Genomic DNA, 26,586 nt, shown 5'->3' with positions numbered 1-26,586 from the left:
AAACGAGTACAAAGGAGATAGTATATGATTAAGGTAGTAGGCTTAGGGCCTGGAAGTAAAGAAGCCATTACTATGGGAACCTTTGAAGTGCTTAAAAACAGTAGAAAAGTATTCTTCAGAACAGAAATTCATCCTAATGTAGAATACTTAAGAAGCTTAGGAGTTAAGTTTGAAACTTATGATAAGCACTATGAAAGTTTACAGAATTTTGATGAGGTTTACGATACTATAGCGAAAGAACTCATTAAAAGTGAAAAAGAAAATGGAGATATAGTATATGCAGTACCAGGGCATCCACTTGTAGCGGAAAAGTCTGTTAGTATATTAATAGACCTATGTGAAAGAGAAGGTATAGATATTGAGATATTGCCTGCTATAAGCTTTATCGATGCTATGATGGAGAGCTTAAGGATTGACCCTATAAACGGAATAAAGGTCATTGATGCTTTTGATATACAAAATCAAATTTTAGACAAAAGAATCGGAACAATAGTAACTCAAGTATATAATAGATTTATAGCTTCAGAGGTGAAATTGAGGTTGCTTGAATACTACAACGAAGATCAACAAATATATTTTGTGAGAGCAGCTGGAGTTAAAGAAATAGAAAGCATACGAAAAATAGATTTGTGTGAACTTGATAGGCAGGAAGATATAGATCATCTTACTTCTATATATATTCCAAAATCTTTAGAAGCAACGAAAGATTTTCAGGATTTGATCGATATAATGGATAAATTAAGAGGCAATGATGGATGCCCTTGGGATAAAGAGCAGGATCATAAGACCTTAAAGCGATATTTAATTGAAGAGTGCTATGAGGTTTTAGAAGCTATTGATGAAGAGGATGAGGATAAAATTGTAGAAGAGTTAGGGGATGTATTACTTCAGGTGATATTCCATGCTCAAATAGGGAAAGAAGATGGATATTTTAATATCAATGATGTGATAAAGGGAATATGCAATAAACTTATAAAAAGACATCCACATGTATTTGCAGAAGTTAGGGTTGATAATTCTAAAGAAGTCCTATATAATTGGGATGAAATTAAGAAAACAGAAAAAGATTTAAAAACTTATACCGATGAATTAAAACATGTGGCTAGAAATCTTCCTTCTCTAATGAGGGCAGAAAAGGTTCAGAAAAAAGCCGCAAAAGTTGGATTTGATTGGGAAGATGTAAATCCTGCTTTTGATAAAATAATTGAAGAGTGTGATGAGATAAAACAGGTATATAAATCCCAAAACAAGGAAAAAATAAGAGAAGAAGTAGGAGATTTGATATTTAGTGCAGTAAATATAGCAAGACTTCTTGACATTGACCCCGAAGAAGCATTAAATTATACTATAGATAAATTTATTAGTAGATTTAACTATATAGAAACAAAGAGCATGGAGATGGGAAAGAAACTTACCCAGATGTCTTTAGATGAAATGGATAAGTTATGGGAGATGTCAAAGAAATCATGAGCTAGTTTTGATTAAAAGTTCATATAAAAAGAGGATTTTTAATTTAAATGAAGAATTAGATTTTATAAAACTTATCAGTTAAATTAAGGGAGGTAACAAAAGTGAATAAAGCAGAATTAATTACAAGCATGGCTGAAAAAGGTCAATTAACTAAAAAAGACGCAGAGGTTGCATTAAAAGCATTTATAGAAAGTGTTGAAGAAGCATTAGGCAAAGGTGATAAAGTTCAATTAGTTGGATTCGGAACTTTTGAAACTCGTGAAAGAGCAGAAAGAAAAGGAAGAAACCCAAGAACTAAAGAAGAAATAACTATACCAGCATCAACTGTTCCAGTATTTAAAGCTGGTAAAGAATTTAAAGATATGGTGAATAAATAAAAAAACATATAAGAAACCTGGGTGAGAATCTAGGTTTTTTTATTTTTATATAGGAGGAAATTATGAGATTAGATAAGTATCTTAAAATATCAAGAATTATAAAAAGAAGAACTATTGCTAAGGAAGCTTGTGAAAGTGGTAGAGTCCTTATAAATGAAAAGGTTGCAAAACCAAGTTCAGAGGTAAATGAAAATGATATTATTGAAGTAAGGTTCGCTAAGGGATCGTTGAAGGCGAAGATTGTAAATATATCTCATCATGTTACTAAAACAGATGCAAAGCTTATGTATGAAATTATTTTAGATAATTCTGATGAAGCTCAAAAAGAATAGTTAGGTGAATGGGTTTATAAAGATCAGAAAAGTTTTCCGCTTTATTTGTATCATATTGTATGTTTAGTTAGCATATATATAGATACAAAAAGGGGGAGTGGTTATGGAAGTAAAAAAACAACCAATAGAAAACAAAAAGAGTACTATTACTCTTGAAAATAGAAGTAGACTAGTGTTGTCCGGGGTAGTTGAAGTTATATGTTTTGATGATAAAGTTATAATCCTTGACACTACCTTAGGTGCGCTTACAATAAAAGGTCAAGATTTGAAAATGCAAAAATTAGATGTGCAAAATGGTGATGTTATAATAGTAGGTCTTATAAATTCCTGTGTATATAGTACTATGCAAAGTAAGAAAGAAAAAGATAGTATAATAGCTAGACTATTTAGGTAAGTGCATTATGATAATATCTTTGCACAATCAATTTAATTTAGTTTGTCATAGCATATTAGCGGGAGTCATAACGGGAATATTATTTGATCTATATAGGGTTATTAGAGGATTTGAAAATCCAAGTAGGGTAATTACATTTATAGAGGACATATTATTTTGGGTTTTCGCTGGATTGTTAGTCTTTATATTTTTAGTATATAGTAGTTATGTACATGTAGGGTTATATCTTTATTTATATATAGCATTAGGATTATATCTTTATTTGAAATTACTAAGTAAATATTTACTTAGAATTCAGTATAATGCTATTAAATCTGTAGGTTTGCTTCTAAGATTAACGCGAAATGTACTAATTTATCCTTTTTATCTTCTATTTTACAGAATTATTAATAAAAATAAATAAAAAACTCCTTGAATAAAACCTAAAACAAAACTAAAATATAAGTATAAGCTAAAAACAAAGTTTTAGAGGTAAACGAATATGAAAAAGAAATCTAAACTTAAAACAGTGGCTGGAATTTTTGTACTAACTTACGTTTGCTACATATTGGTGAGTCAACATATAACAATAAGGAATAAAAAGGCTCAGTTAAACGAATATATGTCTGAACTAAATGAAGTGAATGACGAACATCGACAATTGTTAGATGAAAAAGAAATGTCAAAGACTTATAGGTATGTGGAAAAATTAGCAAGAGAAAGGTTAGGGTTTATAAAACAAGGAGAAAGCGTAGTGGTAGAAGGAAATGAAGTAGAAAAGAATGCGGTAAAGTAAAACAATTAAACATTGCTTATTCATAATTTAATATAAACATATCTAAGGAGGAATTTTATTAACATGACCTTAAAGTTAGGGAGTATCCTAGAGGGTACAGTAGTAAACATAACTAAGTTTGGAGCATTTATAGAAGTGGAGGGAAAGACAGGGTTAGTACACATATCTGAAGTAGCAGACTCTTATGTTAAAGACATTAGAGAACATCTAAAGGAACAAGATAAAGTAAAGGTCAAAGTTATAGCGGTTGATGATGGGGGAAGATTAAGTTTATCTATAAAACAAGCTATGGTTGTTAAGAAGTCAGTAAGACCATCAGAAATAGATTGGGCTAAGGAAAAACCTAAAGCAAATGCTGTTAATATTGAAGATGCTATATCTAAGTTTTTAAAGGATAGTGAAGAACGATTTCAGGATTTAAAAAAGCATCAGAATGGAAAAGGAAGCAAATATTCTAAAAAAGGATAATTACTATATAAAAGGACTTTTAAAGGTCCTTTTTTAAGTTTATAGGAAATTATAAGTTTATCCTTTTGTGGATAAACTTATAATTTCCTATAAACTAGGGTGTGCAGAGGGGGAACCCATCGCCGTAGTAAGGGGGGTGCTCAGACGCATAGCGTCGTCGAAGGGGGACTAGGTCCCCCTAGCGAAAAAAATCGGCGTAGCCGACTTTTTTATTTCAATTTTGTTTTAAAAAAACTTTTAAAAATTAGTTGACAGTATAAAAAGAATGAGATATAATAATCTATGTCGCCAAGAGATAGCGACGAAGATTCGAAATGAAGTTTACACGCCGGAGTGGCGAAATCGGCAGACGCACAGGACTTAAAATCCTGCGGGGCTAACACTCCGTACCGGTTCAAGTCCGGTCTCCGGCACCAAATATCGCGGGGTGGAGCAGCTGGCAGCTCGTCGGGCTCATAACCCGAAGGTCGTAGGTTCAAATCCTGCCCCCGCAACCATTTAAATAATGTGGCGGAATAGCTCAGCTGGCTAGAGCATTCGGTTCATACCCGAAGGGTCGTAGGTTCAAGTCCTATTTCCGCTACCAATAAAAAAATAAAATGGAATTACGCCGGAGTGGCGAAATCGGCAGACGCACAGGACTTAAAATCCTGCGGGGCTAACACTCCGTACCGGTTCAAGTCCGGTCTCCGGCACCAAATATCGCGGGGTGGAGCAGTTGGCAGCTCGTCGGGCTCATAACCCGAAGGTCGTAGGTTCAAATCCTGCCCCCGCAACCATTTTAGTTTTTTTTATTTTTTGACATGGCGGAATAGCTCAGCTGGCTAGAGCATTCGGTTCATACCCGAAGGGTCGTAGGTTCAAGTCCTATTTCCGCTACCAATAAAGATAAACTCACAATATTATATTGTGAGTTTATTTTTATTTTATAGATATGTTTGAATAAATAGCATATTTCCTTCAAACATAGTCAAAGTATTTAATAACAAAGTAGAAAAAAATCGGTGTCAGTAAAAAAATACGCAAAATTTATGATATATGTCTTACGAAACAATAAAGCTTGTCTTAAGAAATTACAATTATTTCCATATGCCTCTGATATAATTTAAAATAGTTATTACTGAATTTGGAGGTGTCATAAATGCAATACGAAGCGGATATATTTCCATATCAAAGATCCCAGAAAACAAATGAAAAGAAAAAGCGTAAAAATCAAATAGAGTATTTATGGATTTTTAGAAATATAGTTTACTTTATAATATCTATTCTAATAAGTAGAGTTTTATTACTTAATATGGAAAGTACAACAGCACCTTTCGGAATAGCTTTTCTTATTGTTATGTCCTTATATAAGGATGAATATATAGTTCCTATTTCGTCAGGATGTTTCCTCGGCTATATATTAATATATAGCCGACTAAGTAATTTGCCTCAGTACTTAATTGTTGTAAGTACTATAACAGTCTTTAGTTATTTATTGAATAAAACGTCGAAGAAAGTTGTACTTGCTATGATGTTTGGGACAACCTTTCTTGGATTTTTAATGAGTGAGATTTTTATAAAAAGTTTGACATTTAAAGTGGCCTTTTTAACATCTTTTCTTCAAATAATATGTATAATACCATTATATTTTATTCTAGAAAGATCTATATTATGTCTTAAAGAAATTAAGACAAGACATTTATTTACAAGTGAGGAAATTATAAGTATAACTATATTAATATCATTGATAGTGTCTGGTACATGGGGAATAAATATTGCGCAGCTCTCCATAAGAAATATTCTTGCACTAAGTTTTGTAGTAATAATTAGTTACATAAATGGAAGTACTGTAGGAGCCACAAGTGGTATAGCTCTTGGTGCAATCATAGGTATATCCTCAAATAACATACTTATATTCACTGGAGTATACGGATTGTGTGGTTTAGTATCGGGCATATTTAAGGAAAGCGGAAAAATTCTTAGTGGCTTTTCATATTTTATAACCTTTATAATATTAAAACTGTATTCAGATGTGGGATTAGAGTTTAAATTAATAGAGGTGATTATTGCTATAGCTATATTTTTTATTATTCCTCATAAAATATATGATAAGCTTGATTTAGAATTGGATTGGGAGAGAAAACAAGAATATTTAAATAAGGATTATATAGATAAAATAAAGGAAATGCTATTAAAGAGATTAGGAAGCTTTTCGCATGTTCTGTATAATATATCTGATACTCTTAGTAATTTAGCAGATAATGATAAGTTGGTGATGAAAAATAAAAGTACAGCTCTTATTGAAAATTTAGCTGATAGAGTGTGCAGTGGATGTAATATGAATTCTATTTGCTGGAAAAGAGAATCCTATTATACCTATACAGCTTTTAGTGAACTTATACAAAGCTATGAAGAAGGTAAAAAAAGTAACATACCTAAAGAAATAGAGCGGAAGTGTACTAAAAGAACTTTGTTATTAAAAAATACAGAAGAAATTGTTAACGGATACATAATAAATGAAATGGGAAGAAAAAGATTAAGTGAAGGAAGAGAAGTACTTGCTAATCAAATTAATAGTATGGCAGATTCTCTAAAAGAGGTTATGAATGAGTTTAATTCTGATGTTAAGTTAGATAGTGATGCTGAAAAAATTATAAGAAAGTTATTAGATAGAAAAGGACTTAAGTATAATGATGTTTTTTCTTTTAGAGATAAGAATGATAGACTGGTAGTTAGATTATCATTAGAAGCTTGCGGAGGAGCTCAGCTTTGTGTAAAATCCATACTTCCACTTATAAATGAAGGTATAGGAACGGCTATGTGCATAAGTGATGAGGGATGTGTTATTAATCCTAAGACATCTTCATGTACTGTTACTTTTGAAGAAACACCTAAATTTTATGTGGCTTCTTATGCTGGAAGACAGTGTAAATGTGGAGAGAAACATAATGGGGACAGTTATAGTTTTGGTAAAGCAAAGGATGGAAGTTATATATCTATAATAAGTGATGGAATGGGATCAGGTCCAAGAGCAGGTCAAGAAAGCAAAGCTTCAATAGAACTTATTGAAAAGTTAACGCAGGCAGGGCTTAGCAAAAGGACGGCTATAAATACGGTAAACTCCATTATGTCCTTAAAGTTTTCAGAGGATGAAAAGTTTTCTACCCTTGATTTAAGTAGTATAGATTTATATACAGGTGAAGTAGGTTTTATGAAGGTTGGTGCAGTGGCTAGCTTTATAAAATCAGGAAGTAAAGTGGAGATTATAAAATCTAAAAGCTTACCTATAGGAGTTCTAGATAAGGTTGATATAGATATAGTAAATAAGAAAGTGAAAAATGGAGATATTATAGTAATGTTAAGTGATGGTGTTTTGGATTATGATAGTAATAATGCAGGAAAGGTTGAATGGATAGTTAAGTATCTTTCAGAAACCAATATAAGTAATCCAAAAGAGCTAGTAGATGGTATAATAGAAAAGGCAAAAGAGTTAAGTGGAGGTAAGGCGAAAGACGATATGACAGCTATAGTATCTAAAGTATATAGTCTTTATTGATTTTAAGCTATGTTTGTAAAAGGAAGATTATATCAGTTGATATTAACTTCTATACAAACATAGCCTATATTTATGTTATAATAAATAAATATAGCAGTATATGGGAGTGTTTAACTTGATAGATAAAGTTCTAAATACAATAAGAAATAATAAAATGTTTAGTGTAGGAGATAAGATAGTTGTCGCTGTATCGGGAGGACCAGATTCTATTTGTCTTTTACATGTATTGCATACTATAAGGGATGAATTAGGGATAAGTTTAGTAGCAGCTCATATTAATCATAGTTTAAGGGGTAATGATTCTGATAAAGATGAGGAATATGTTAAAGAATTTTGTAATTTGCTTGGAGTAGAATGCTTTGTCAAAAGAGAAGACATTCAAAAGATATCAAAAGAAAAGAAAATCTCAACAGAAATGGCAGGTAGAGAAGTTAGATATAATTTTTTTCAACATATATTAACGGAAATTCATGCGAGTAAGGTTGCTATAGCACATAATGCTAATGACCAAGCAGAAACAGTACTTATGAGAATTATAAGAGGAACTGGTATGGAAGGGTTAATTGGAATAAAGGCCATTAGAGATAATATTTTTGTTAGACCTATAATAGATATTTCAAGAAAAGAAATAGAATACTATTGTAAAGAGAATAATTTAAATCCTAGAATAGATAAAAGCAACTTAGATACTATATATACAAGGAATAAAGTGAGATTAGAATTAATTCCTTATATTGAACAAAACTTTAATCCTCATATAATAGAGACTCTAAATAGATTGTCGGTAAATATGAAGGAAGATAGTGAGTATATAAGTAAAATTTCTAAACAATATTATAGTATGTATTGTGATAAAAGTAAGAATAGAGTTACAATTAGTAGTAAAGCATTTAAAGAACATACATCTATATTAAGTAGAATAATTAGAATGGCATTAAAAGAACTTAAAGGCAATCTAAATAACTTAGATAAAAAACATATAAATGATATTATTGAACTCCAAAAGGGTTGCACTGGAAAGATTATAATGTTGCCTGAAGGAATAAGAGTTTTAAATAATTACGGTGAGATTTCTTTATATGATGAAAATTATGAAAGTTTTAAAAATACATATGAAAATGAGCATATTTTAGAGATTAATAATGAATATAAATTATATGAATTTGGATTAAGCATAAATCTTAAACTAGCTCAACGGCAAGATGTAATTAAATCAAACAATATAGAATTAACTAAGTATTTTGATTATGATAAAATAAATGGTAAAATAAAACTGAGATATAGAAGAAATGGAGATAAGTTCATACCTTTTGGCATGAATGGAAGTAAAAAATTAAAGGATTTATTTATAGACTTAAAAATCCCTAAGGATAAGAGAGATGAAATCCCTCTGATTCTTTTTGGAGAAGATATTGGGTGGATTGTAGGTTACAGAATTAGTGAAAAATTTAAAATAGATGAAAAAACTAAAAATATATTGAAAATTATAATCGAAAGAGAGGAATAATAAAATTGAAAAACGACATTGAGAAAATACTATTTACAGAAGAAGAGATAAGGGTAAAAATTAAAGAAATAGGAAAAATTATTAGTGAAGACTATAATGGAAAAGAACTTATATTAGTAGGTGTACTAAAAGGGTCTGTTCCTTTTATGGCAGATTTGATGAAAGCTATTGATATACCATGTAGTATGGATTTTATGGCTGTTTCTAGTTATGGAAATTCTACTGAAACTTCAGGGGTTGTAAGAATACTTAAAGATTTAGACTTTGAAATTGAAAATAAGGATATACTTATTGTAGAGGATATCGTAGATACAGGAATTACATTAAAATATCTTAAGAAATATTTAGAGTCAAAAAATCCAAAGAGTGTCGAAGTGGCGTGCTTTTTAAATAAGCCAGAAAGAAGAGAAGTTGAAGTTTATGTAAAGTATCAAGGATATAACGTACCTAATTACTTTTTAGTTGGTTATGGATTAGACTACGCAGAAAAGTATAGAAACCTACCATATGTGGGCATTTTAAAAGAGCGTGTTTACAAAAAATAAATAATTGGTATTATTGTAAAGGAAAAATTGATGTGATAAAATCAAATATAAAACTACTAGAAAGATGGGGGGCTTTGATGTGAAGAAGATCTCAAGTGCAACGGCCTGGATAATAGTATTAATAGTTGTAATTTTAGCAGCATTAGCATTAGTAGAAACTAATAAAAATGCAGGAGTAATATCTTATGACCAATTTAAAAAGTATTGGGTAGGGAATAACATATCTAGGGTACAAGTTAAACAAGATAGAAGAACAATTATAGGGGAACTTAAAGATAATAATAAGACTCAATTTGAAACTATAGTACCGGAAGGATTATTTATAGAGGATTTAGTTGTTGAAAATCCAAATCCTTCAGTAGAAGTAAGATTTGAACCTCCTACAACCATACCGCTATGGGTGAATTGGCTACCTACTATAGTATTGATATTAATGCTAGTTGGTTTTTGGTTCATGTTTATGCAACAATCTCAAGGCGGAGGCGGAAGTAGAGGAGTTATGAACTTCGGAAAGAGCCGAGCGAAACTCGCTAGTCCAGATAAACAAAAGGTTACGTTTAAGGAAGTAGCAGGTGCAGATGAGGAGAAAGCTGAATTAGAAGAAATAGTAGACTTCTTAAAAAATCCTAAAAGATATTTAGAAATGGGTGCTAGAATACCAAAAGGAGTTCTGCTTGTTGGTCCTCCAGGAACAGGTAAAACTTTGCTTGCTAAGGCTATTTCAGGAGAAGCTGGTGTTCCTTTCTTTAGTATTTCAGGTTCAGATTTCGTTGAAATGTTTGTAGGTGTTGGTGCGTCAAGAGTAAGAGATCTATTTGAGCAGGCTAAAAAGAATGCTCCGTGTATAATATTTATAGATGAGATAGATGCCGTTGGAAGACAAAGAGGAGCTGGACTTGGTGGAGGACATGATGAAAGAGAGCAGACCTTGAACCAATTGCTAGTTGAGATGGATGGATTCGGTATTAATGAAGGAATAATCCTAGTTGCTGCAACTAACAGACCAGATATACTAGATAGAGCGCTTTTAAGACCAGGTAGATTTGATAGACAAATTCTAGTAGGTGCTCCAGATATAAAAGGAAGAGAAGAAATATTAAAAGTTCATGTAAAAGCTAAACCTTTATCAGATGAGGTTAACCTTAAAGTATTAGCTAAGAGAACTCCAGGTTTTGTTGGTGCTGATCTTGAAAATTTAATGAATGAAGCAGCACTTCTTGCTGTAAGGAATCGTAAAAGACAAATTGGTATGACTGAACTTGAGGAAGCTATAACAAGAGTTATAGCAGGACCAGAGAAAAAGAGTAGAGTTGTAGATGAGGAAGATAGAAAACTTACAGCTTATCATGAAGCTGGGCATGCAATTGTAATGAAGTTTTCTCCACATTCAGATCCAGTTCATGAAATTAGTATAATACCAAGAGGTATGGCAGGTGGTTACACAATGCATCTTCCAGAAAAGGATGCATCATATACTTCTAAGTCTAAGTTAAAGGATGAAATGGTAGGACTTTTAGGTGGAAGAGTTGCTGAACAACTTATACTAGGTGATATTAGCACAGGAGCTTCAAATGATATACAAAGAGTTTCTAATATTGCAAGAAAAATGGTAATGGAATATGGAATGAGCCAAAAGATTGGAACTATAACTTTTGGAAGTGGTCATGATGAAGTTTTCATAGGTAAAGATTTAGCAAAATCTAAAAACTATAGTGAAGAAGTTGCTCATGATATAGATAGAGAAGTTAAAGCTTTAATAGATGAAGCTTATGAAAAAGCAGAGAACTTACTTAAAGAACATACTGATAAACTTCATGCTGTAGCTAATGCGTTACTTAAAAATGAGAAAATTGGAGCAGAAGAGTTTAATGCTATAGTTGAAGGCAGAGAGTTGCCTATTAAGGAAATTCGTGAAGAATCTGTTGATGTAGTTGATTTAGAAAAGAAAGAAGAAATTTAGTTAAAAAGTATAGAGTTTTTTAAAAGCTCTATACTTTTTGTTTTTTTTTATTTATAATTATTAATATTAGGGAAAATTCTAATAATTTCTAAATTATATGGCAATTATAAGAATAATACTAAAATTAATTATTATTGCGAGGTGATTACATGGATTTTAATGTACATGAAGGAATTAAAGGAACAATGGAGATTGTTGTATCAGAACAAGATTCAGCAAGAAAAATAGGTTCAGGGTTAGCAGATGTATATGGAACACCAGCATTAGTTGCATTAATGGAAAATGTAGCACAAAGTAGCGTTAAAGATATTTTACCAGAGGGATATTCAACTGTTGGAATAGAGATAAGTGTAAAACACATGAAAGCTACACCAATAGGTATGAAGGTAAGATGTGAATCAACATTAGTAAAAATCGAAGGTAAAAAATTATTTTTTGAATTAGTAGCTCATGATGAAGTTGGCAAAGTCGGAGAAGGAACTCATTGGAGATACATAGTAAATAGTGAAGAGTTTATGAAAAAAGTTCAGGGGTAAAATATGGGCAGGAAGACGCTATACTAGTATAGTGTATTCCTGTTAGTTTTATTAAGGGGTGTTATAATTTGAAAAGCGATATTGAAATTGCACAAAGTGCAAAAATGAACAAGATTATTGATATAGCAGAAAACTTGGGGCTAAATGAAGATGATATAGAACTTTATGGAAAGTATAAATGTAAGATATCTTTAGATGTACTAAAGCAAAAGAATGAAAAAGAAGATGGAAAACTTATATTAGTCACAGCTATAAATCCTACTCCAGCTGGAGAAGGAAAGTCTACAGTAACAGTAGGACTAGGGCAAGCGTTATGTAAACTTAATAAAAAAGCAGTAATTGCCTTAAGAGAACCTTCTCTTGGACCTGTATTTGGAATAAAAGGAGGAGCTGCAGGAGGAGGAAATTCTCAAGTAGTTCCTATGGAAGATATAAATCTTCACTTTACAGGTGATATGCACGCAATAACATCTGCAAATAATCTTTTATCCGCCGCCATAGATAATCATATACATCAAGGAAATGAACTTAAAATTGATTCAAGAAGAATCATATTTAAAAGAGTTATAGACATGAATGATAGAGCTCTACGTGAAATTGTAGTAGGTATGGGTGGAAAGATAAATGGATTTTTAAGAGAAGATGGTTTTATGATTACCGTTGCTTCGGAAATTATGGCTATATTATGTCTGGCAACAGACTTAATGGATCTTAAAGAAAGAATGGGTAATATTCTTATAGGATATAATCTAGAAGGTAGCCCGGTATATTGCAAGGACTTAGGAGTGCAAGGAGCAATGGCTCTTTTAATGAAAGATGCTATAAAGCCTAACCTAGTTCAAACCTTAGAAAATACTCCCGCAATAATTCATGGAGGACCATTTGCTAATATAGCTCATGGTTGTAATAGTATTCTTGCAACAAAAATGGCATTGAAGTTAGGTGATTATGCTGTTACAGAAGCTGGTTTTGGAGCTGATTTAGGAGCAGAAAAGTTTTTAGATATAAAATGTAGGTATGGTGGATTAAAACCAGGCTGTGTAGTTATTGTTGCTACAATAAGGGCATTGAAACATCATGGAGGAGCAGCAAAGGATAAATTAACTACTCCTGATGTAGAAAAGCTATCAAAAGGAATTGTAAATCTTGAGAAGCAAGTGGAGAATATAAGAAAGTATGGAGTTCCTGTAGTAGTTGCTATTAATAAATTTATTACGGATAGCAAAGAAGAGATTGAATATATAGAAGGATTTTGTAATAAATTAGGAGTTAAAGTTTCTCTTACAGAGGTTTGGGAAAAAGGCGGAGAAGGCGGAGTAGATCTTGCTAGTAAAGTAATAGATGTTTTAGAAACAGAAGAAAGCAAATTTAAGTGCCTTTATGAAACAAATCTAACGATAAAAGAGAAAATAGGTATAATAGCTAAAGAAATATATGGAGCTGATGGAGTAAATTATGATAAGAGTGCAGAGAAGCAAATAGATGAAATAGAGAAACTGAAATTGGATAAATTGCCTATATGTATAGCGAAAACACAATACTCCTTTTCAGATAATCCTTCTCTTCTAGGTAGACCTAGTGGTTTCAAAATTAATGTAAGAGAAATAAAATTATCTAATGGAGCTGGATTCATAGTAGCTATAACAGGAGAAGTTATGACAATGCCAGGACTTCCTAAAACTCCAGCAGCAAATAAAATGAATATACTAGAAGATGGAACAATAGAAGGTTTATTTTAAAGTAAGTTCCACTTGACAAATTATCACTAGTTGCTAAAATTAAAGTGTTGTAGGAACGGTGAAATAAATTTACTATAAAGAGCAGTGCTTATACTGCTCTTATAATTTTATTAAGGAGTGTATTATAGTGATATTTGTTTTAGATGCAGGAAATACAAATATTGTATTGGGTATTTTTAAAGAGAAAAAGATTATTATGGAGTGTAGAATAGGAACTGATGCTAAAAGAACAGCTGATGAATATGGTATTCAAGTTCTAGAGTTATTCAAACAGAATAATATAGATCCTAAGAACATAAAAGGAGTTGTTATATCTTCAGTAGTTCCTAATATCATGTATTCTATAGAACATATGATAAGAAAGTATTTTAATATAACCCCTATAGTTGTAGGTGCAGGGGTAAAAACAGGAATCAATATAAAGTATGATAATCCAAGATCAGTTGGAGCAGACAGAATAGTAAATGCTGTAGCAGCACATGAGATATATAATAGACCTCTTATTATAATAGATTTCGGAACAGCTACGACATATTGTGCAGTTACTGTTAAAGGAGATTATCTAGGAGGTGTAATTTGTCCTGGAATAAAAATCTCAGCAGATGCCTTATTTGAAAAAGCAGCAAAGCTCCCAAGAATAGAGCTGATAAAGCCATCTCATATTATATGTAAAAATACTATTTCAAGTATGCAGTCAGGAATAGTTTATGGATATATTGGTCAGGTTGATTATATAGTTTTAAAAATGAAAGAAGAAATGATGAAGCTAGGTGAGGGAGAACCATATGTATTAGCAACAGGGGGACTTGCAAGCCTTATTGCACAGGACTCTAAAACTATTGATGAAGTAAGTCCATTTTTAACATTGGAAGGACTTAGAATTATATATGAAAAGAATAAAGAGCAGGTATATGTATGAAGATAGGTAACTTGCAATTTGAAAACAATGTATTTTTAGCACCAATGGCAGGGGTAACCGATATAGCATTTAGAGGATTCTGCAAAGAATTAGGCTGTGGACTAGTATATACAGAAATGATCAGTGCCAAAGCATTATTCTATGATAATAAAAATACAAAGGAATTGCTTAAATTAAGTGATGAAGAAAAACCTATAGCAGTTCAAATATTTGGAAATGAACCAGCTGTAATGGCTAAGGCTTGTGAAAGTTTTAATTATAATGATGACATATGTATAGTTGATATTAATATGGGATGTCCTGCTCCTAAAATAGTAAAAAATGGAGATGGATCCGCCCTTATGAAGGACCCAAAACGTGCATCAGAGATAGTTAAAGAAATGAAGAAGGTATCATCAAAGCCTGTAACTGTTAAGTTTAGAAAGGGTTTTGATGAAGAAAATATAAATGCTGTAGATTTTGCAAAAGAAATGGAACAAGCAGGAGTAGATGCCATAACTGTTCATGGCAGAACTAGAGCACAGATGTATGAGGGGAAAGCGGATTGGGATATAATTAAGAAAGTTAAGGAAGCTGTAAACGTTCCAGTTATAGGGAATGGAGATGTATTTTCAGCAGAAGCAGCTCTAAGTTTAGTAGAACTTTCTAAATGTGATGGCGTAATGGTGGCTAGAGGTGCAATGGGAAACCCGTGGATATTTAGTCAGATAAATTCTGCACTAAAGGGTAAAGAAGTTAACTATCCTACTGATGTAGAAAAAATAGATATGTGTATTAGGCACTGTAAGCTTGCTCTAAAGTATCATGGAGAAAATAAAGCTGTAAGAGAAATGAGAAAGCATATTGCTTGGTATATAAAAGGAATAAAACGGTGTACTGATATTAAAAATAAAATCAATATAGAGAAAAGTAGTGAAAATGTTATTCGAATATTAGAGGAATATAAAGAAAAAGTTAAGTAGTCCTATGGAATGTATTTAAGCTTCATAAAATACACTGATTATATAGTGATAATCAGGAGTAAAAGATGAACAGTGTAATATATATAGATTGTAGCTTGAAAAAAATTTATAAAGATGATAGTATTTGGGCAAAAATAAAAGATAGATTTTATACTAGGTTTGAGGCGGAGCGGTTTATAGAGGAGATAAATACAAAAATTTATAGAGCTAAACTGCCTCCTAATGTAGATAAAAAGCAATTTAAAAAAAATCTAAATTATATATATCAAAGATTCAGAAAAAAACAGCATAATAATGCTGTGGCATTAAAAACATATAGGTACTTAGATTATCCTTTTTACACTGAGTTTCAGAAAAATGTATTGGCATATAGTGTAGTAAGAAGTGTCCAATTGATTCTTATGACGAGAAATAAAAGTATAAGGCAGGATTGTATAGCAGTGTATGATGCTTCTGATGAAATAAATAAACATATAATTATAGAATTATCTAAAAAAGGTAAATATTTAATACTAGTATCTAATAATATAAATAAAGTTAGAGGATTATGTGAGTATATAACTTATAATTATGGAATTTCACCTATAGTTACTAACGATATTAACTATGTAACTGAACATTCAGATTTTATAGTTACATCAAGACCCCTAGAACAAGAAATTAACTGTCCTTTATGGTGTTTAGATAATATATATATTCCATCAAAAACAAAAGATATAGTAATTAATGAGGTTACATTTGCATCGCCTTGGAAGTTAAGGGGGTTAGAACTTACTGCAGAATTAATTGGTGGGATATTTAATAAGTATAATGAAAAAAATATAGATAGACTTCTTAATGATAATGGTATATTATTTGATGAAGCAAAATTTAGTAGAAATGGTATATTATCATATGGAAAAAAATAGAATTGTTATGTTGACATAAGAAACACACTGCTTTATAATAACTTAAACATAAATTATATTCAAAGGGGAGTATAGAATGAGCGATTCAAAGAAATATATAATGACGGCTGAAGGCGTGAAAAAATTAGAAGACGAATTAGAATATCTTAAAACTGTTAAAAGAAGAGAGATTACTGAAAAAATAAAAGTAGCATTATCTTATGGAGATCTAAGTGAAAACTCAGAATATGATGAAGCTAAAAACGAACAAGCGTTTGTCGAAGGTAGAATAATACAACTTGAGAATATGTTAAGAAATGCTTCTGTAATAGATGAAACTGAAATATCTTTAGAAGCAGTTAGCGTAGGCTCTATTGTTAAGGTTAAAGATTACGACTTCGATGAAGAAGTGGAGTTTCATATAGTAGGTTCCGCTGAAGCAGATCCAATAAGAAATAAAATTTCAAATGAATCACCAGTAGGAAAAACTCTTATAGGTAAAAAAGTTGGAGATATTGTTGAAGTACCAGTTCCAGATGGAGTTAGCAAATTTGAAATTTTGGAAATAAAAATATAAATATAAATATTATTGTATTTAAACGGAGGGATCAAGGCATGGAGGAAAAGCAATTAACTAAAGAAGAAATAAAGGAAATGAGGCTTCAAGAAAAGCAAGAGGAAGAATTTAATGCACTTATAAAAGAAAGAAGACAGAAATTATCCTCATTACAAGAAGCTAATAAGGATCCTTTTGATGTATATAAAGTAGAAAGAACACATACGTCAGATGAAGTAAAAGAGAATTATGACCAACTTGAAGGAAAGTCAGTAACGATTGCTGGTAGACTTATGTCAAAACGAGTACATGGAAAAGCAGGATTCTCAGATATTCATGATAGATATGGCAAAATGCAACTATATATAAAAATAGATGATGTAGGAGAAGAAAAACTTAAAGAATATAAAACCTTTGATATTGGAGATTTTGTATCTATAACTGGTACTGTTTTTAAAACGAAAACTGAGGAAATAAGTGTACATATTTTAGATTTTCAGCTACTAGCAAAGTCTTTAAAGCCGTTACCGGAAAAGTTTCATGGATTGAAGGATCCTGACTTAAGATATAGACAAAGATATGTAGACTTAATAATGAACCAAGAAGTTAAGGAAACCTTTATGAAGAGAACAGCTATTATAAAGGCTATGAGAGAATATCTTGATAATAAGAATTATATTGAAGTTGAGACACCAGTGCTATCACCAATTGCAGGTGGGGCAGCGGCAAGACCATTTAATACTCATCATAATGCATTAGATATAGATATGTATTTAAGAATAGCTACAGAGTTATATCTAAAGAGATTAATTGTAGGTGGTTTCGAAAAGGTTTATGAAATAGGTAAAAACTTCAGAAATGAAGGTACATCCGTAAGACATAATCCAGAATTCACAATGGTAGAATTATATGAAGCATATGCTGACTATAATGATATGATGGAACTTACAGAAAATATGATAGCATATATATGCGAAAAGGTTCTTGGAACAACCACTGTAAATTATGAGGGTACAGAAATAAACTTTATGCCACCTTGGAGAAGAATTACAATGGTAGATGCTGTTAAAGAGTATGCTGGAGTAGACTTCAACGAAATAAAAAGTGATGAGGAAGCTCAATCAATAGCAAAAGAAAAACACTTAGAACTTAAAAAGGATTTAAAATACTATACTAAAGGTGAAATTTTAAATGAATTATTTGAAGCTTTTGCTGAAGAAAAAATGATTCAGCCGACTTTTATTATAGATTATCCAGTAGAGATATCTCCTCTTACTAAGAAAAAGAGAGGAAATGAGATGTTTACTGAAAGATTTGAAGGCTTTGTTTATGGTAGAGAACTATGTAATGCCTATTCAGAGTTAAATGATCCTATAGTTCAAAAGGAAAGATTTATACAACAACTTAAAGAAAGAGAACATGGAGATGACGAAGCATATATGATGGATGACGATTTCATTAATGCTTTAGAAATAGGTATGCCTCCAACAGGTGGACTTGGAATAGGTGTTGATAGATTAACAATGTTTTTAACAGATTCACGCTCTATAAGAGACGTTATATTATTTCCTACAATGAAACCAATAAAACAATAAGCCGTATAAAGTTAGGTTTAATTTTAACTTTATGAATTGAAATTTGTGTATAGTTCTGATCATCACTTTCTAATTATTAAGTTTAATCTTAGTAATTGGAAAGTGGTGATTATTTATTAATGTGCAAATTGCCTTGCAATTTGTTAGCTAAAAAAATGAGACCCCCTTGTATTTTTACTTAGAAGTGTTATACTAGTATTGTAATAAATGTTCCGCGATAGCTCAACGGTGGAGCACTCGGCTGTTAACCGATAGGTTGAAGGTTCGAATCCTTTTCGCGGAGCCATTTTTATTTTTTGTAAAAGTATCTTGACATGTATTTTAGTTTTGGTAAAATACTCTTAAGAAAAAATATATAAGTGTATGATGATAAAGAAGAGTAATAATAAGTGTTTTCAAGAGAGGTTGTGGGTGGTGTGAACAACTAAGGACTTATTATAAAAGGAACTTTGGAGTACAGTAGACTATAAGGAGGGCTAATTGCCAAAAAGGGTGGAACCGCGGAATTTAAATTTCGTCCCTTTCAGGTAAGCTAGGTCTTTTTTTTATACGTAAATTTAAAAATGGAGGTTGGAAAAATGGCGATTGAAAAAACTATGGATAAAGTAGTAGCTCTTTGTAAGGGAAGAGGGTTCATATTTCAAGGATCTGAAATATATGGAGGTTTAGCTAACTCATGGGATTATGGTCCTTTAGGAGTAGAATTCAAAAATAATGTTAAAAAGGCTTGGTGGAAAAAGTTTGTTCAAGAGAGCCCATACAATGTTGGACTTGATTCAAGCATCTTAATGAATAGAGAGGTTTGGGTAGCATCAGGACACGTTGGAGGATTTTCGGATCCATTAATGGACTGCAAAGAATGTAAGGCAAGATTTAGAGCTGATAAACTAGTAGAAGAAGATATGGCATCAAAAGGAACAGATGATGTTAGCGCAGATGGTTGGACTGGAGAAGAATTATTAAAATACATAAATGACAATAATATAGTATGTCCTAAATGTGGTAAGAAGAATTATACAGATATAAGAAGATTTAATTTAATGTTCAAAACTTTTCAAGGAGTAACAGATGATTCAAGTGCAGAAATATTCTTAAGACCAGAAACTGCTCAAGGTATATTTGTTAATTTTAAAAATGTTCAAAGAACTTCTAGAAAGAAAGTTCCATTTGGCATTGGGCAAATAGGAAAGTCTTTTAGAAATGAAATAACTCCTGGAAACTTTACTTTTAGAACAAGAGAATTTGAACAAATGGAATTAGAGTTTTTCTGTGAGCCAGGTACAGATTTAGAATGGTTTAAATATTGGAAAGAGTACTGCTGGAACTTTTTACTTAATTTAGGTATGGATAAGGAAAGTCTAAGATTAAGGGATCATTCTGACGATGAATTATCATTCTATAGTGCTGCAACTTCTGATATAGAGTTCTTATTCCCGTTTGGATGGGGAGAACTTTGGGGTATAGCGGATAGAACAGATTATGACTTGAAACAACATATGAATCATTCAGGTCAAGATTTAGTATACTTAGACCCAACGACTAATGAAAAATATGTTCCTTATGTTATAGAACCTTCGCTAGGAGCGGATAGAGTAGCTCTTGCCTTTTTAGTTAACGCATATGATGAAGAAGAGCTTGAAGGTGGGGACGTGAGAACAGTCTTACATTTGCATCCTGCTTTAGCACCATTTAAAGCAGCTATACTTCCACTATCAAAAAAATTATCTGATAAAGCTCTAGAAGTCTATGCTAAACTAAGTAAGAAGTTTAATGTTGATTATGATGAAGCTGGAAGTATAGGAAAAAGATATAGAAGAGAAGATGAAATAGGTACACCATATTGTATTACAATAGATTTCGATACATTAGAAGATAATACAGTTACTATAAGAGATAGAGATACTATGAATCAGGTAAGAATAAGTATTGATGAATTAGAAAAGTTTATTGAAGAAAAATTAGAGTTTTAAGAATAAGAGAGCTACTGAATTTTCAGTGGCTCTCTTATTAATTTTTATTAAAGAGAGTCAAAAATCCATAAAATATATACAATAAAATATATAAAGTGTTATAATCTAAATTAAAATGATGTGATAAGTAAAATAGTGATTTGGGGGTAGCTTTATGAAAAAGGATTTTAAAGAATTCAAAGATTTTATAAAGAATAAACAGGTAGCAGTAGTAGGAATAGGCATAAGTAATATCCCTTTAATCCATTTCTTAGTTAACCTAGATGCAAATGTAACAGCCTTTGATAAAAAAGATGAACATACATTAGGGGAAACAGGAGAGGTTCTAAAAAAAATAGGAGTAAAGCTAGAGTTAGGAGAAAACTATTTAGATAACTTAATTGGATTTGATGTAGTTTTTAAAACACCATCCATGAGAATAGATAATCCAGCACTAATTAAAGCTAAAGGAACAGGTTCCTATATAACTTCTGAAATGGAAGAATTCGTAAAGTATTGTCCAGCTAAGATTTTTGGAATAACAGGAAGTGATGGTAAGACAACTACCACAACTTTAGTATATAATATGTTAAAGAATCAAGGGTATAAAACATGGATTGGTGGAAACATAGGAAATCCTCTTTTTGCTAATATAGAAGAAATAAAAAAAGAGGATAAAGTTGTTTTAGAACTTTCAAGTTTTCAATTAATGACCATGAATGTGCACATTGATTGTGCATTAATAACAAATATAACACCTAATCATCTAGATGTTCATAAAGGTATGGAAGAATATATAGAAGCAAAAAAGAATATTTTTAAAATGCAGGAAAAGGAAAATCTTCTTGTTTTGAATAAAGATAATCATATAACTAATTCTTTAGTAAAAGAAGCTAGAGGAAGAGTAATACAATTTAGTATTAAAGAAGAGATTAACGAAGGAGCTTTTTTAAGGAATAATAAATTAATATTAAGAGATGAAGAAGTGTGTCAGGTAGAAGATATTAAATTAAAAGGAATGCATAATATAGAAAATCTTTTAGGAGCATTTTCTTTAGTGTTTGAAGATGTAAGTATCGAAAATATGAAAAAAGTTGCAACAAGTTTTACAGGAGTAGAACATAGATGCGAATTTGTTAGGGAAATTGATGGAGTAAAGTATTATAATGATTCAATAGCTTCTAGTCCTACAAGAACTCTTGCTGGATTAAGAGCTTTTGAAAAACCAGTAATACTTATAGCTGGAGGATATGATAAGCAAATACCTTTTGAGCCTTTAGCAGAAGAAGGATATTCTAAGATTAAAGCATTAGTTTTATTAGGAGCAACTAAATTAAAAATAAAAGAAACTTTTGAACGTGTGATAAAAGATAATCAAAAAATGCCTATATTACTTGCGGATACTCTTGAAGAAGCTGTATATAAAGCAAAAGAATTATCTACAGCAGGAGATATAGTTACATTATCTCCAGCATGTGCTAGTTTTGATATGTTTACTAATTTTGAATTAAGAGGAAATAGGTTTAAAGAGATTATATTAAAATTATAGATTATAGAAATAAGTTAGATTAAGTATCTTGAATAAAAGTGGTAATAATAGGGAGCTTATTAATTATTAAGCTCCCTATTATTATAGAAAGTTTTAATAGTAGTCATATACTTTACCAGGAGTGTCATTATATGAAAAAGAGATAAAAACATAATAATTAAAAGAAAACTAAAGATAAATTTGCATATTAAGTGAGGGGAATTCAGCTTTATTAATATTGTTTTGTTATTATAAAATACATCGCTGACATATAAGTGAAAAAACACAAAATCAGCGAAAATAAAAAGTTTTAAAAAGTAGTTGACAAAATATTAAAGACTTGATAATATAATTAAGTCGTCGAGAGATGATGAAGCAAATTTGGTCTTTGAAAATTAAACAGAATTAAGGTAAATAAAATGCCAGTCAATAACTTTAAGTAATGAGTAACAGATTAAACTTTTAAATTGAGAGTTTGATCCTGGCTCAGGACGAACGCTGGCGGCGTGCCTAACACATGCAAGTCGAGCGATGAAGTTCCTTCGGGAACGGATTAGCGGCGGACGGGTGAGTAACACGTGGGTAACCTGCCTCAAAGAGGGGGATAGCCTCCCGAAAGGGAGATTAATACCGCATAACATTATCTTCTCGCATGAGAAGATAATCAAAGGAGCAATCCGCTTTGAGATGGACCCGCGGCGCATTAGCTAGTTGGTGAGGTAACGGCTCACCAAGGCGACGATGCGTAGCCGACCTGAGAGGGTGATCGGCCACATTGGAACTGAGACACGGTCCAGACTCCTACGGGAGGCAGCAGTGGGGAATATTGCGCAATGGGGGAAACCCTGACGCAGCAACGCCGCGTGAGTGATGAAGGTCTTCGGATTGTAAAGCTCTGTCTTTGGGGACGATAATGACGGTACCCAAGGAGGAAGCCACGGCTAACTACGTGCCAGCAGCCGCGGTAATACGTAGGTGGCAAGCGTTGTCCGGATTTACTGGGCGTAAAGAGTATGTAGGCGGATATTTAAGTCAGATGTGAAATTCCCGGGCTTAACCTGGGCGCTGCATTTGAAACTGGGTATCTAGAGTGCGGGAGAGGAAAGTGGAATTCCTAGTGTAGCGGTGAAATGCGTAGAGATTAGGAAGAACACCAGTGGCGAAGGCGACTTTCTGGACCGTAACTGACGCTGAGATACGAAAGCGTGGGGAGCAAACAGGATTAGATACCCTGGTAGTCCACGCCGTAAACGATGAATACTAGGTGTCGGGGGGTACCACCCTCGGTGCCGCAGCAAACGCAATAAGTATTCCGCCTGGGGAGTACGGTCGCAAGATTAAAACTCAAAGGAATTGACGGGGACCCGCACAAGCAGCGGAGCATGTGGTTTAATTCGAAGCAACGCGAAGAACCTTACCTAGACTTGACATCTCCTGAATTACTCGTAACAGAGGAAGCCCTTCGGGGCAGGAAGACAGGTGGTGCATGGTTGTCGTCAGCTCGTGTCGTGAGATGTTGGGTTAAGTCCCGCAACGAGCGCAACCCTTATCGTTAGTTGCTACCATTAAGTTGAGCACTCTAGCGAGACTGCCTGGGTTAACCAGGAGGAAGGTGGGGATGACGTCAAATCATCATGCCCCTTATGTCTAGGGCTACACACGTGCTACAATGGCCGGTACAACGAGAAGCAAACCCGTGAGGGGGAGCCAAACTAAAAAACCGGTCCCAGTTCGGATTGTAGGCTGAAACTCGCCTACATGAAGTTGGAGTTGCTAGTAATCGCGAATCAGAATGTCGCGGTGAATACGTTCCCGGGTCTTGTACACACCGCCCGTCACACCATGAGAGCCGGTAACACCCGAAGCCTGTGAGGTAACCGCAAGGAGCCAGCAGTCGAAGGTGGGATTGGTGATTGGGGTGAAGTCGTAACAAGGTAGCCGTAGGAGAACCTGCGGCTGGATCACCTCCTTTCTAGGGAGAAATGAAAGCTCACAGCTTTCATAGACTGGAAATAATTTATCCTTAATTCTGTTTAATTTTGAAAGACTAATGTCTTTCTAGGAAGCTAAACACTACGTGTTTGGCAAAGCGACCATCACAAATCGAAGATTTGGATGTCTGCTTCTGTTCTTTGAAAATTGCACAGTGAATATTAAGAAATCTACTATAACTAAGTAATTAGTTTTAGTAATAAATCTCACTCAGTATATCTGAGGAGTGAAGTCTTGTATAACATTTATGTTTACAAGCGTCTAACGATCAAGTTAGAAAGGGCGCACGGTGAATGCCCTGGCACTAGGAGCCGAAGAAGGACGCGATAAGCTGCGATAAGCTACGAGTAGGCGCACACAGCCTGTGATTCGTAGATTTCCGAATGGGGAAACCCACATGATAAACATCATGTACTATATACTGAATTCATAGGTATATAGAGGTACACTCTGGGAACTGAAACATCTAAGTACCAGAAGGAAGAGAAAGAAAAATCGATTCCCTCAGTAGCGGCGAGCGAAAGGGGAAGAGCCCAAACCAGAAACTTTGTTTCTGGGGTTGCGGATAGATCATAACGCTTCAATCTTTTTAGTCGAAGAGAACTGGAAAGTTCTGTCGTAGAAGGTAATAACCCTGTAGGCAAAAAGAAGAGAGAAGTAGATCTACTCCAGAGTACCACGAGACACGTGAAACCTTGTGGGAAGCTGGGAGGACCATCTCCCAAGGCTAAATACTACCTAGTGACCGATAGTGAAGCAGTACCGTGAGGGAAAGGTGAAAAGAACCCCGGAAGGGGAGTGAAATAGAACCTGAAACCGTGTGCCTACAATCGGTCGGAGCACGTTAATGTGTGACGGCGTACTTTTTGTAGAACGGGCCAGCGAGTTACGATATGTAGCAAGGTTAAGCACCTACGGTGCGGAGCCGAAGGGAAACCGAGTCTGAACAGGGCAACTAGTTGCATATCGTAGACCCGAAACCGGGTGATCTATCCATGGCCAGGATGAAGCGGAAGTAAAATTCCGTGGAGGTCCGAACCACGTTGGTGTTGAAAAACCATGGGATGAGCTGTGGATAGCGGAGAAATTCCAATCGAACTCGGAGATAGCTGGTTCTCCTCGAAATAGCTTTAGGGCTAGCGTCGGGTAATTAAGTAGTGGAGGTAGAGCACTGAATGGGCTAGGGGCTGACAACAGTTACTGAACCCTATCAAACTCCGAATGCCACATACTGGTACCCCGGCAGTCAGACTACGAATGATAAGATCCGTGGTCAAAAGGGAAACAGCCCAGACCATCAGCTAAGGTCCCAAAGTGTAAGTTAAGTGGGAAAGGATGTGGGATTTCTAAGACAACTAGGATGTTGGCTTAGAAGCAGCCACTCATTTAAAGAGTGCGTAATAGCTCACTAGTCGAGAGATCCCGCGCCGAAGATGTAACGGGGCTAAAACTTACCACCGAAGCTATGGATGTGTACTACGTACACGTGGTAGAGGAGCTTTCTGCACAGGTAGAAGCCATATCGTAAGGAGTGGTGGACAGTGCAGAAGTGAGAATGCTGGCATAAGTAGCGAGAAACAGGTGAGAATCCTGTTGGCCGAATATCTAAGGTTTCCTGGGGAAGGCTCGTCCTCCCAGGGTTAGTCGGGACCTAAGCCGAGGCCGAAAGGCGTAGGTGATGGACAACTGGTTGATATTCCAGTACCACCAAAATGCGTTTGACAAATGGGATGACGCAGGAGGATAGGATGTGCGCACTATTGGATGTGCGTCTAAGCACTTAGGATGTTGAGTAGGCAAATCCGCTCAATTTAAGTCTGAGGTGTGATGGGGAGCCCTATGGGCGAAGTATCTGATTCCACGCTGCCAAGAAAAGTCTCTATGGAGCAAATTGGTGCCCGTACCGCAAACCGACACAGGTAGATGAGGAGAGAATCCTAAGGCCGTCGGAAGAATTGCTGCTAAGGAACTCGGCAAATTAACCCCGTAACTTCGGGAGAAGGGGTGCCTCCGAGAGGAGGCCGCAGTGAACAGGCCCAAGCAACTGTTTATCAAAAACACAGGTCTCTGCTAAAGCGTAAGCTGATGTATAGGGGCTGACGCCTGCCCGGTGCTGGAAGGTTAAGGGGAATGCTTAGCGCAAGCGAAGGTATGAACTTAAGCCCCAGTAAACGGCGGCCGTAACTATAACGGTCCTAAGGTAGCGAAATTCCTTGTCGGGTAAGTTCCGACCCGCACGAATGGCGTAATGATTTGGGCACTGTCTCGGCAGCAAATCCGGTGAAATTGAAGTGCAAGTGAAGATGCTTGCTACCCGCGGTTGGACGGAAAGACCCCGTAGAGCTTTACTGTAGCTTAGCATTGCATTTCGGTATTGTCTGTACAGGATAGGTGGGAGACTAAGAAGCGAGAGCGTCAGCTTTCGTGGAGTCGTCCTTGGGATACCACCCTGACAGTACTGGAATTCTAACTGGCGGCCATGAATCTGGTCACAGGACATTGCTAGGTGGGCAGTTTGACTGGGGCGGTCGCCTCCTAAAAGGTAACGGAGGCGCTC

19 protein-coding genes, 7 tRNA genes, 2 rRNA genes and 1 pseudogene (1 of these 29 only partly in view) are annotated in these 26,586 nt (G+C 34.0%); all 29 read left to right on the top strand.

Annotated elements, in window-relative coordinates; all coding sequences use genetic code 11:
- Positions 1–24: 24 nt before the first annotated feature.
- Positions 25–1,470 carry a bifunctional methyltransferase/pyrophosphohydrolase YabN gene (gene yabN / locus ACX0KU_RS04195; RefSeq protein ID WP_472991640.1) on the top strand — a complete coding sequence of 482 codons (1,446 nt, stop codon included), beginning with the start codon at positions 25–27 and terminating at the stop codon, positions 1,468–1,470.
- Positions 1,471–1,559: 89 nt separating this feature from the next.
- Positions 1,560–1,847: pseudogene (locus ACX0KU_RS04190) on the top strand (HU family DNA-binding protein); the annotation flags it as partial.
- A 62-nt stretch (positions 1,848–1,909) separates the two neighbouring features.
- A complete protein-coding gene (locus ACX0KU_RS04185) occupies positions 1,910–2,179 on the top strand; it encodes an RNA-binding S4 domain-containing protein (RefSeq protein ID WP_472991639.1) in 270 nt (89 codons plus the stop codon).
- A 103-nt stretch (positions 2,180–2,282) separates the two neighbouring features.
- Positions 2,283–2,573 carry a sporulation protein YabP gene (gene yabP, locus ACX0KU_RS04180; RefSeq protein WP_472991638.1) on the top strand — a complete coding sequence of 97 codons (291 nt, stop codon included), beginning with the start codon at positions 2,283–2,285 and terminating at the stop codon, positions 2,571–2,573.
- Between the two features lie 7 nt (positions 2,574–2,580).
- Complete coding sequence (yabQ, locus tag ACX0KU_RS04175; protein ID WP_472991637.1) at positions 2,581–2,976, top strand: spore cortex biosynthesis protein YabQ; 396 nt, start codon at positions 2,581–2,583, stop codon at positions 2,974–2,976.
- A 78-nt stretch (positions 2,977–3,054) separates the two neighbouring features.
- On the top strand, positions 3,055–3,348 hold the full coding sequence (locus ACX0KU_RS04170) for an FtsB family cell division protein (RefSeq protein WP_472991635.1): 294 nt from the start codon (positions 3,055–3,057) through the stop codon (positions 3,346–3,348).
- 63 nt (positions 3,349–3,411) lie between these two features.
- Positions 3,412–3,816: a S1 domain-containing RNA-binding protein gene (locus ACX0KU_RS04165; RefSeq protein ID WP_472991634.1), complete on the top strand. Its 405-nt coding sequence runs from the start codon at positions 3,412–3,414 to the stop codon at positions 3,814–3,816.
- 327 nt (positions 3,817–4,143) lie between these two features.
- Positions 4,144–4,232, top strand: a tRNA-Leu gene (locus ACX0KU_RS04160).
- Positions 4,233–4,237: 5 nt separating this feature from the next.
- Positions 4,238–4,313 (top strand) — tRNA-Met (locus tag ACX0KU_RS04155).
- A 12-nt stretch (positions 4,314–4,325) separates the two neighbouring features.
- Positions 4,326–4,402 (top strand) — tRNA-Met (locus ACX0KU_RS04150).
- 23 nt (positions 4,403–4,425) lie between these two features.
- Positions 4,426–4,514 (top strand) — tRNA-Leu (locus ACX0KU_RS04145).
- A gap of 5 nt (positions 4,515–4,519) precedes the next feature.
- Positions 4,520–4,595, top strand: a tRNA-Met gene (locus ACX0KU_RS04140).
- 26 nt (positions 4,596–4,621) lie between these two features.
- Positions 4,622–4,698, top strand: a tRNA-Met gene (locus tag ACX0KU_RS04135).
- Positions 4,699–4,957: 259 nt separating this feature from the next.
- The gene (spoIIE, locus tag ACX0KU_RS04130; protein ID WP_472991633.1) at positions 4,958–7,354 is read left to right on the top strand and encodes a stage II sporulation protein E; all 2,397 of its coding nucleotides are present in this window, start codon (positions 4,958–4,960) and stop codon (positions 7,352–7,354) included.
- Positions 7,355–7,469: 115 nt separating this feature from the next.
- The gene (gene tilS / locus ACX0KU_RS04125; protein ID WP_472991632.1) at positions 7,470–8,861 is read left to right on the top strand and encodes a tRNA lysidine(34) synthetase TilS; all 1,392 of its coding nucleotides are present in this window, start codon (positions 7,470–7,472) and stop codon (positions 8,859–8,861) included.
- 5 nt (positions 8,862–8,866) lie between these two features.
- A complete protein-coding gene (gene hpt / locus ACX0KU_RS04120) occupies positions 8,867–9,406 on the top strand; it encodes a hypoxanthine phosphoribosyltransferase (RefSeq protein ID WP_472991630.1) in 540 nt (179 codons plus the stop codon).
- Between the two features lie 79 nt (positions 9,407–9,485).
- Positions 9,486–11,366 carry an ATP-dependent zinc metalloprotease FtsH gene (ftsH, locus tag ACX0KU_RS04115; protein ID WP_472991629.1) on the top strand — a complete coding sequence of 627 codons (1,881 nt, stop codon included), beginning with the start codon at positions 9,486–9,488 and terminating at the stop codon, positions 11,364–11,366.
- Between the two features lie 149 nt (positions 11,367–11,515).
- Positions 11,516–11,902, top strand: a complete 387-nt coding sequence (locus tag ACX0KU_RS04110) for a thioesterase family protein (RefSeq protein ID WP_472991628.1) — start codon at positions 11,516–11,518, stop codon at positions 11,900–11,902.
- 68 nt (positions 11,903–11,970) lie between these two features.
- Positions 11,971–13,641: a formate--tetrahydrofolate ligase gene (locus tag ACX0KU_RS04105; protein WP_472991627.1), complete on the top strand. Its 1,671-nt coding sequence runs from the start codon at positions 11,971–11,973 to the stop codon at positions 13,639–13,641.
- A 127-nt stretch (positions 13,642–13,768) separates the two neighbouring features.
- Positions 13,769–14,560 carry a type III pantothenate kinase gene (locus ACX0KU_RS04100; RefSeq protein ID WP_472991626.1) on the top strand — a complete coding sequence of 264 codons (792 nt, stop codon included), beginning with the start codon at positions 13,769–13,771 and terminating at the stop codon, positions 14,558–14,560.
- A complete protein-coding gene (dusB, locus tag ACX0KU_RS04095) occupies positions 14,557–15,522 on the top strand; it encodes a tRNA dihydrouridine synthase DusB (protein WP_472991625.1) in 966 nt (321 codons plus the stop codon). The genes ACX0KU_RS04100 and dusB overlap by 4 nt, the downstream gene beginning before the upstream one ends.
- 65 nt (positions 15,523–15,587) lie before the next feature.
- The gene (locus tag ACX0KU_RS04090) at positions 15,588–16,430 is read left to right on the top strand and encodes a hypothetical protein (RefSeq protein WP_472991624.1); all 843 of its coding nucleotides are present in this window, start codon (positions 15,588–15,590) and stop codon (positions 16,428–16,430) included.
- Between the two features lie 76 nt (positions 16,431–16,506).
- Complete coding sequence (greA, locus tag ACX0KU_RS04085) at positions 16,507–16,986, top strand: transcription elongation factor GreA (RefSeq protein ID WP_472991623.1); 480 nt, start codon at positions 16,507–16,509, stop codon at positions 16,984–16,986.
- A gap of 38 nt (positions 16,987–17,024) precedes the next feature.
- Positions 17,025–18,560, top strand: coding sequence for a lysine--tRNA ligase (lysS, locus tag ACX0KU_RS04080; RefSeq protein WP_472991622.1), 1,536 nt, complete (start codon positions 17,025–17,027; stop codon positions 18,558–18,560).
- Between the two features lie 211 nt (positions 18,561–18,771).
- Positions 18,772–18,846, top strand: a tRNA-Asn gene (locus tag ACX0KU_RS04075).
- Between the two features lie 292 nt (positions 18,847–19,138).
- Positions 19,139–20,530 (top strand): glycine--tRNA ligase, encoded by a 1,392-nt coding sequence (locus tag ACX0KU_RS04070; protein WP_472991621.1) that lies wholly within the window; start codon positions 19,139–19,141, stop codon positions 20,528–20,530.
- 154 nt (positions 20,531–20,684) lie between these two features.
- Positions 20,685–22,058 carry a UDP-N-acetylmuramoyl-L-alanine--D-glutamate ligase gene (gene murD, locus ACX0KU_RS04065; RefSeq protein ID WP_472991620.1) on the top strand — a complete coding sequence of 458 codons (1,374 nt, stop codon included), beginning with the start codon at positions 20,685–20,687 and terminating at the stop codon, positions 22,056–22,058.
- A 442-nt stretch (positions 22,059–22,500) separates the two neighbouring features.
- Positions 22,501–24,009: ribosomal RNA gene (locus ACX0KU_RS04060) — 16S ribosomal RNA — on the top strand.
- Positions 24,010–24,295: 286 nt separating this feature from the next.
- Positions 24,296–26,586: ribosomal RNA gene (locus ACX0KU_RS04055) — 23S ribosomal RNA — on the top strand; it runs 614 nt beyond the window's last position.
- Together the 16S and 23S rRNA genes form the textbook arrangement of a ribosomal RNA operon.

The organism is Clostridium sp. X, from assembly GCF_055755365.1.
Note: the sequence above shows the minus strand (reverse complement) of the source record. Positions and strands in the feature narration are given on the sequence as shown.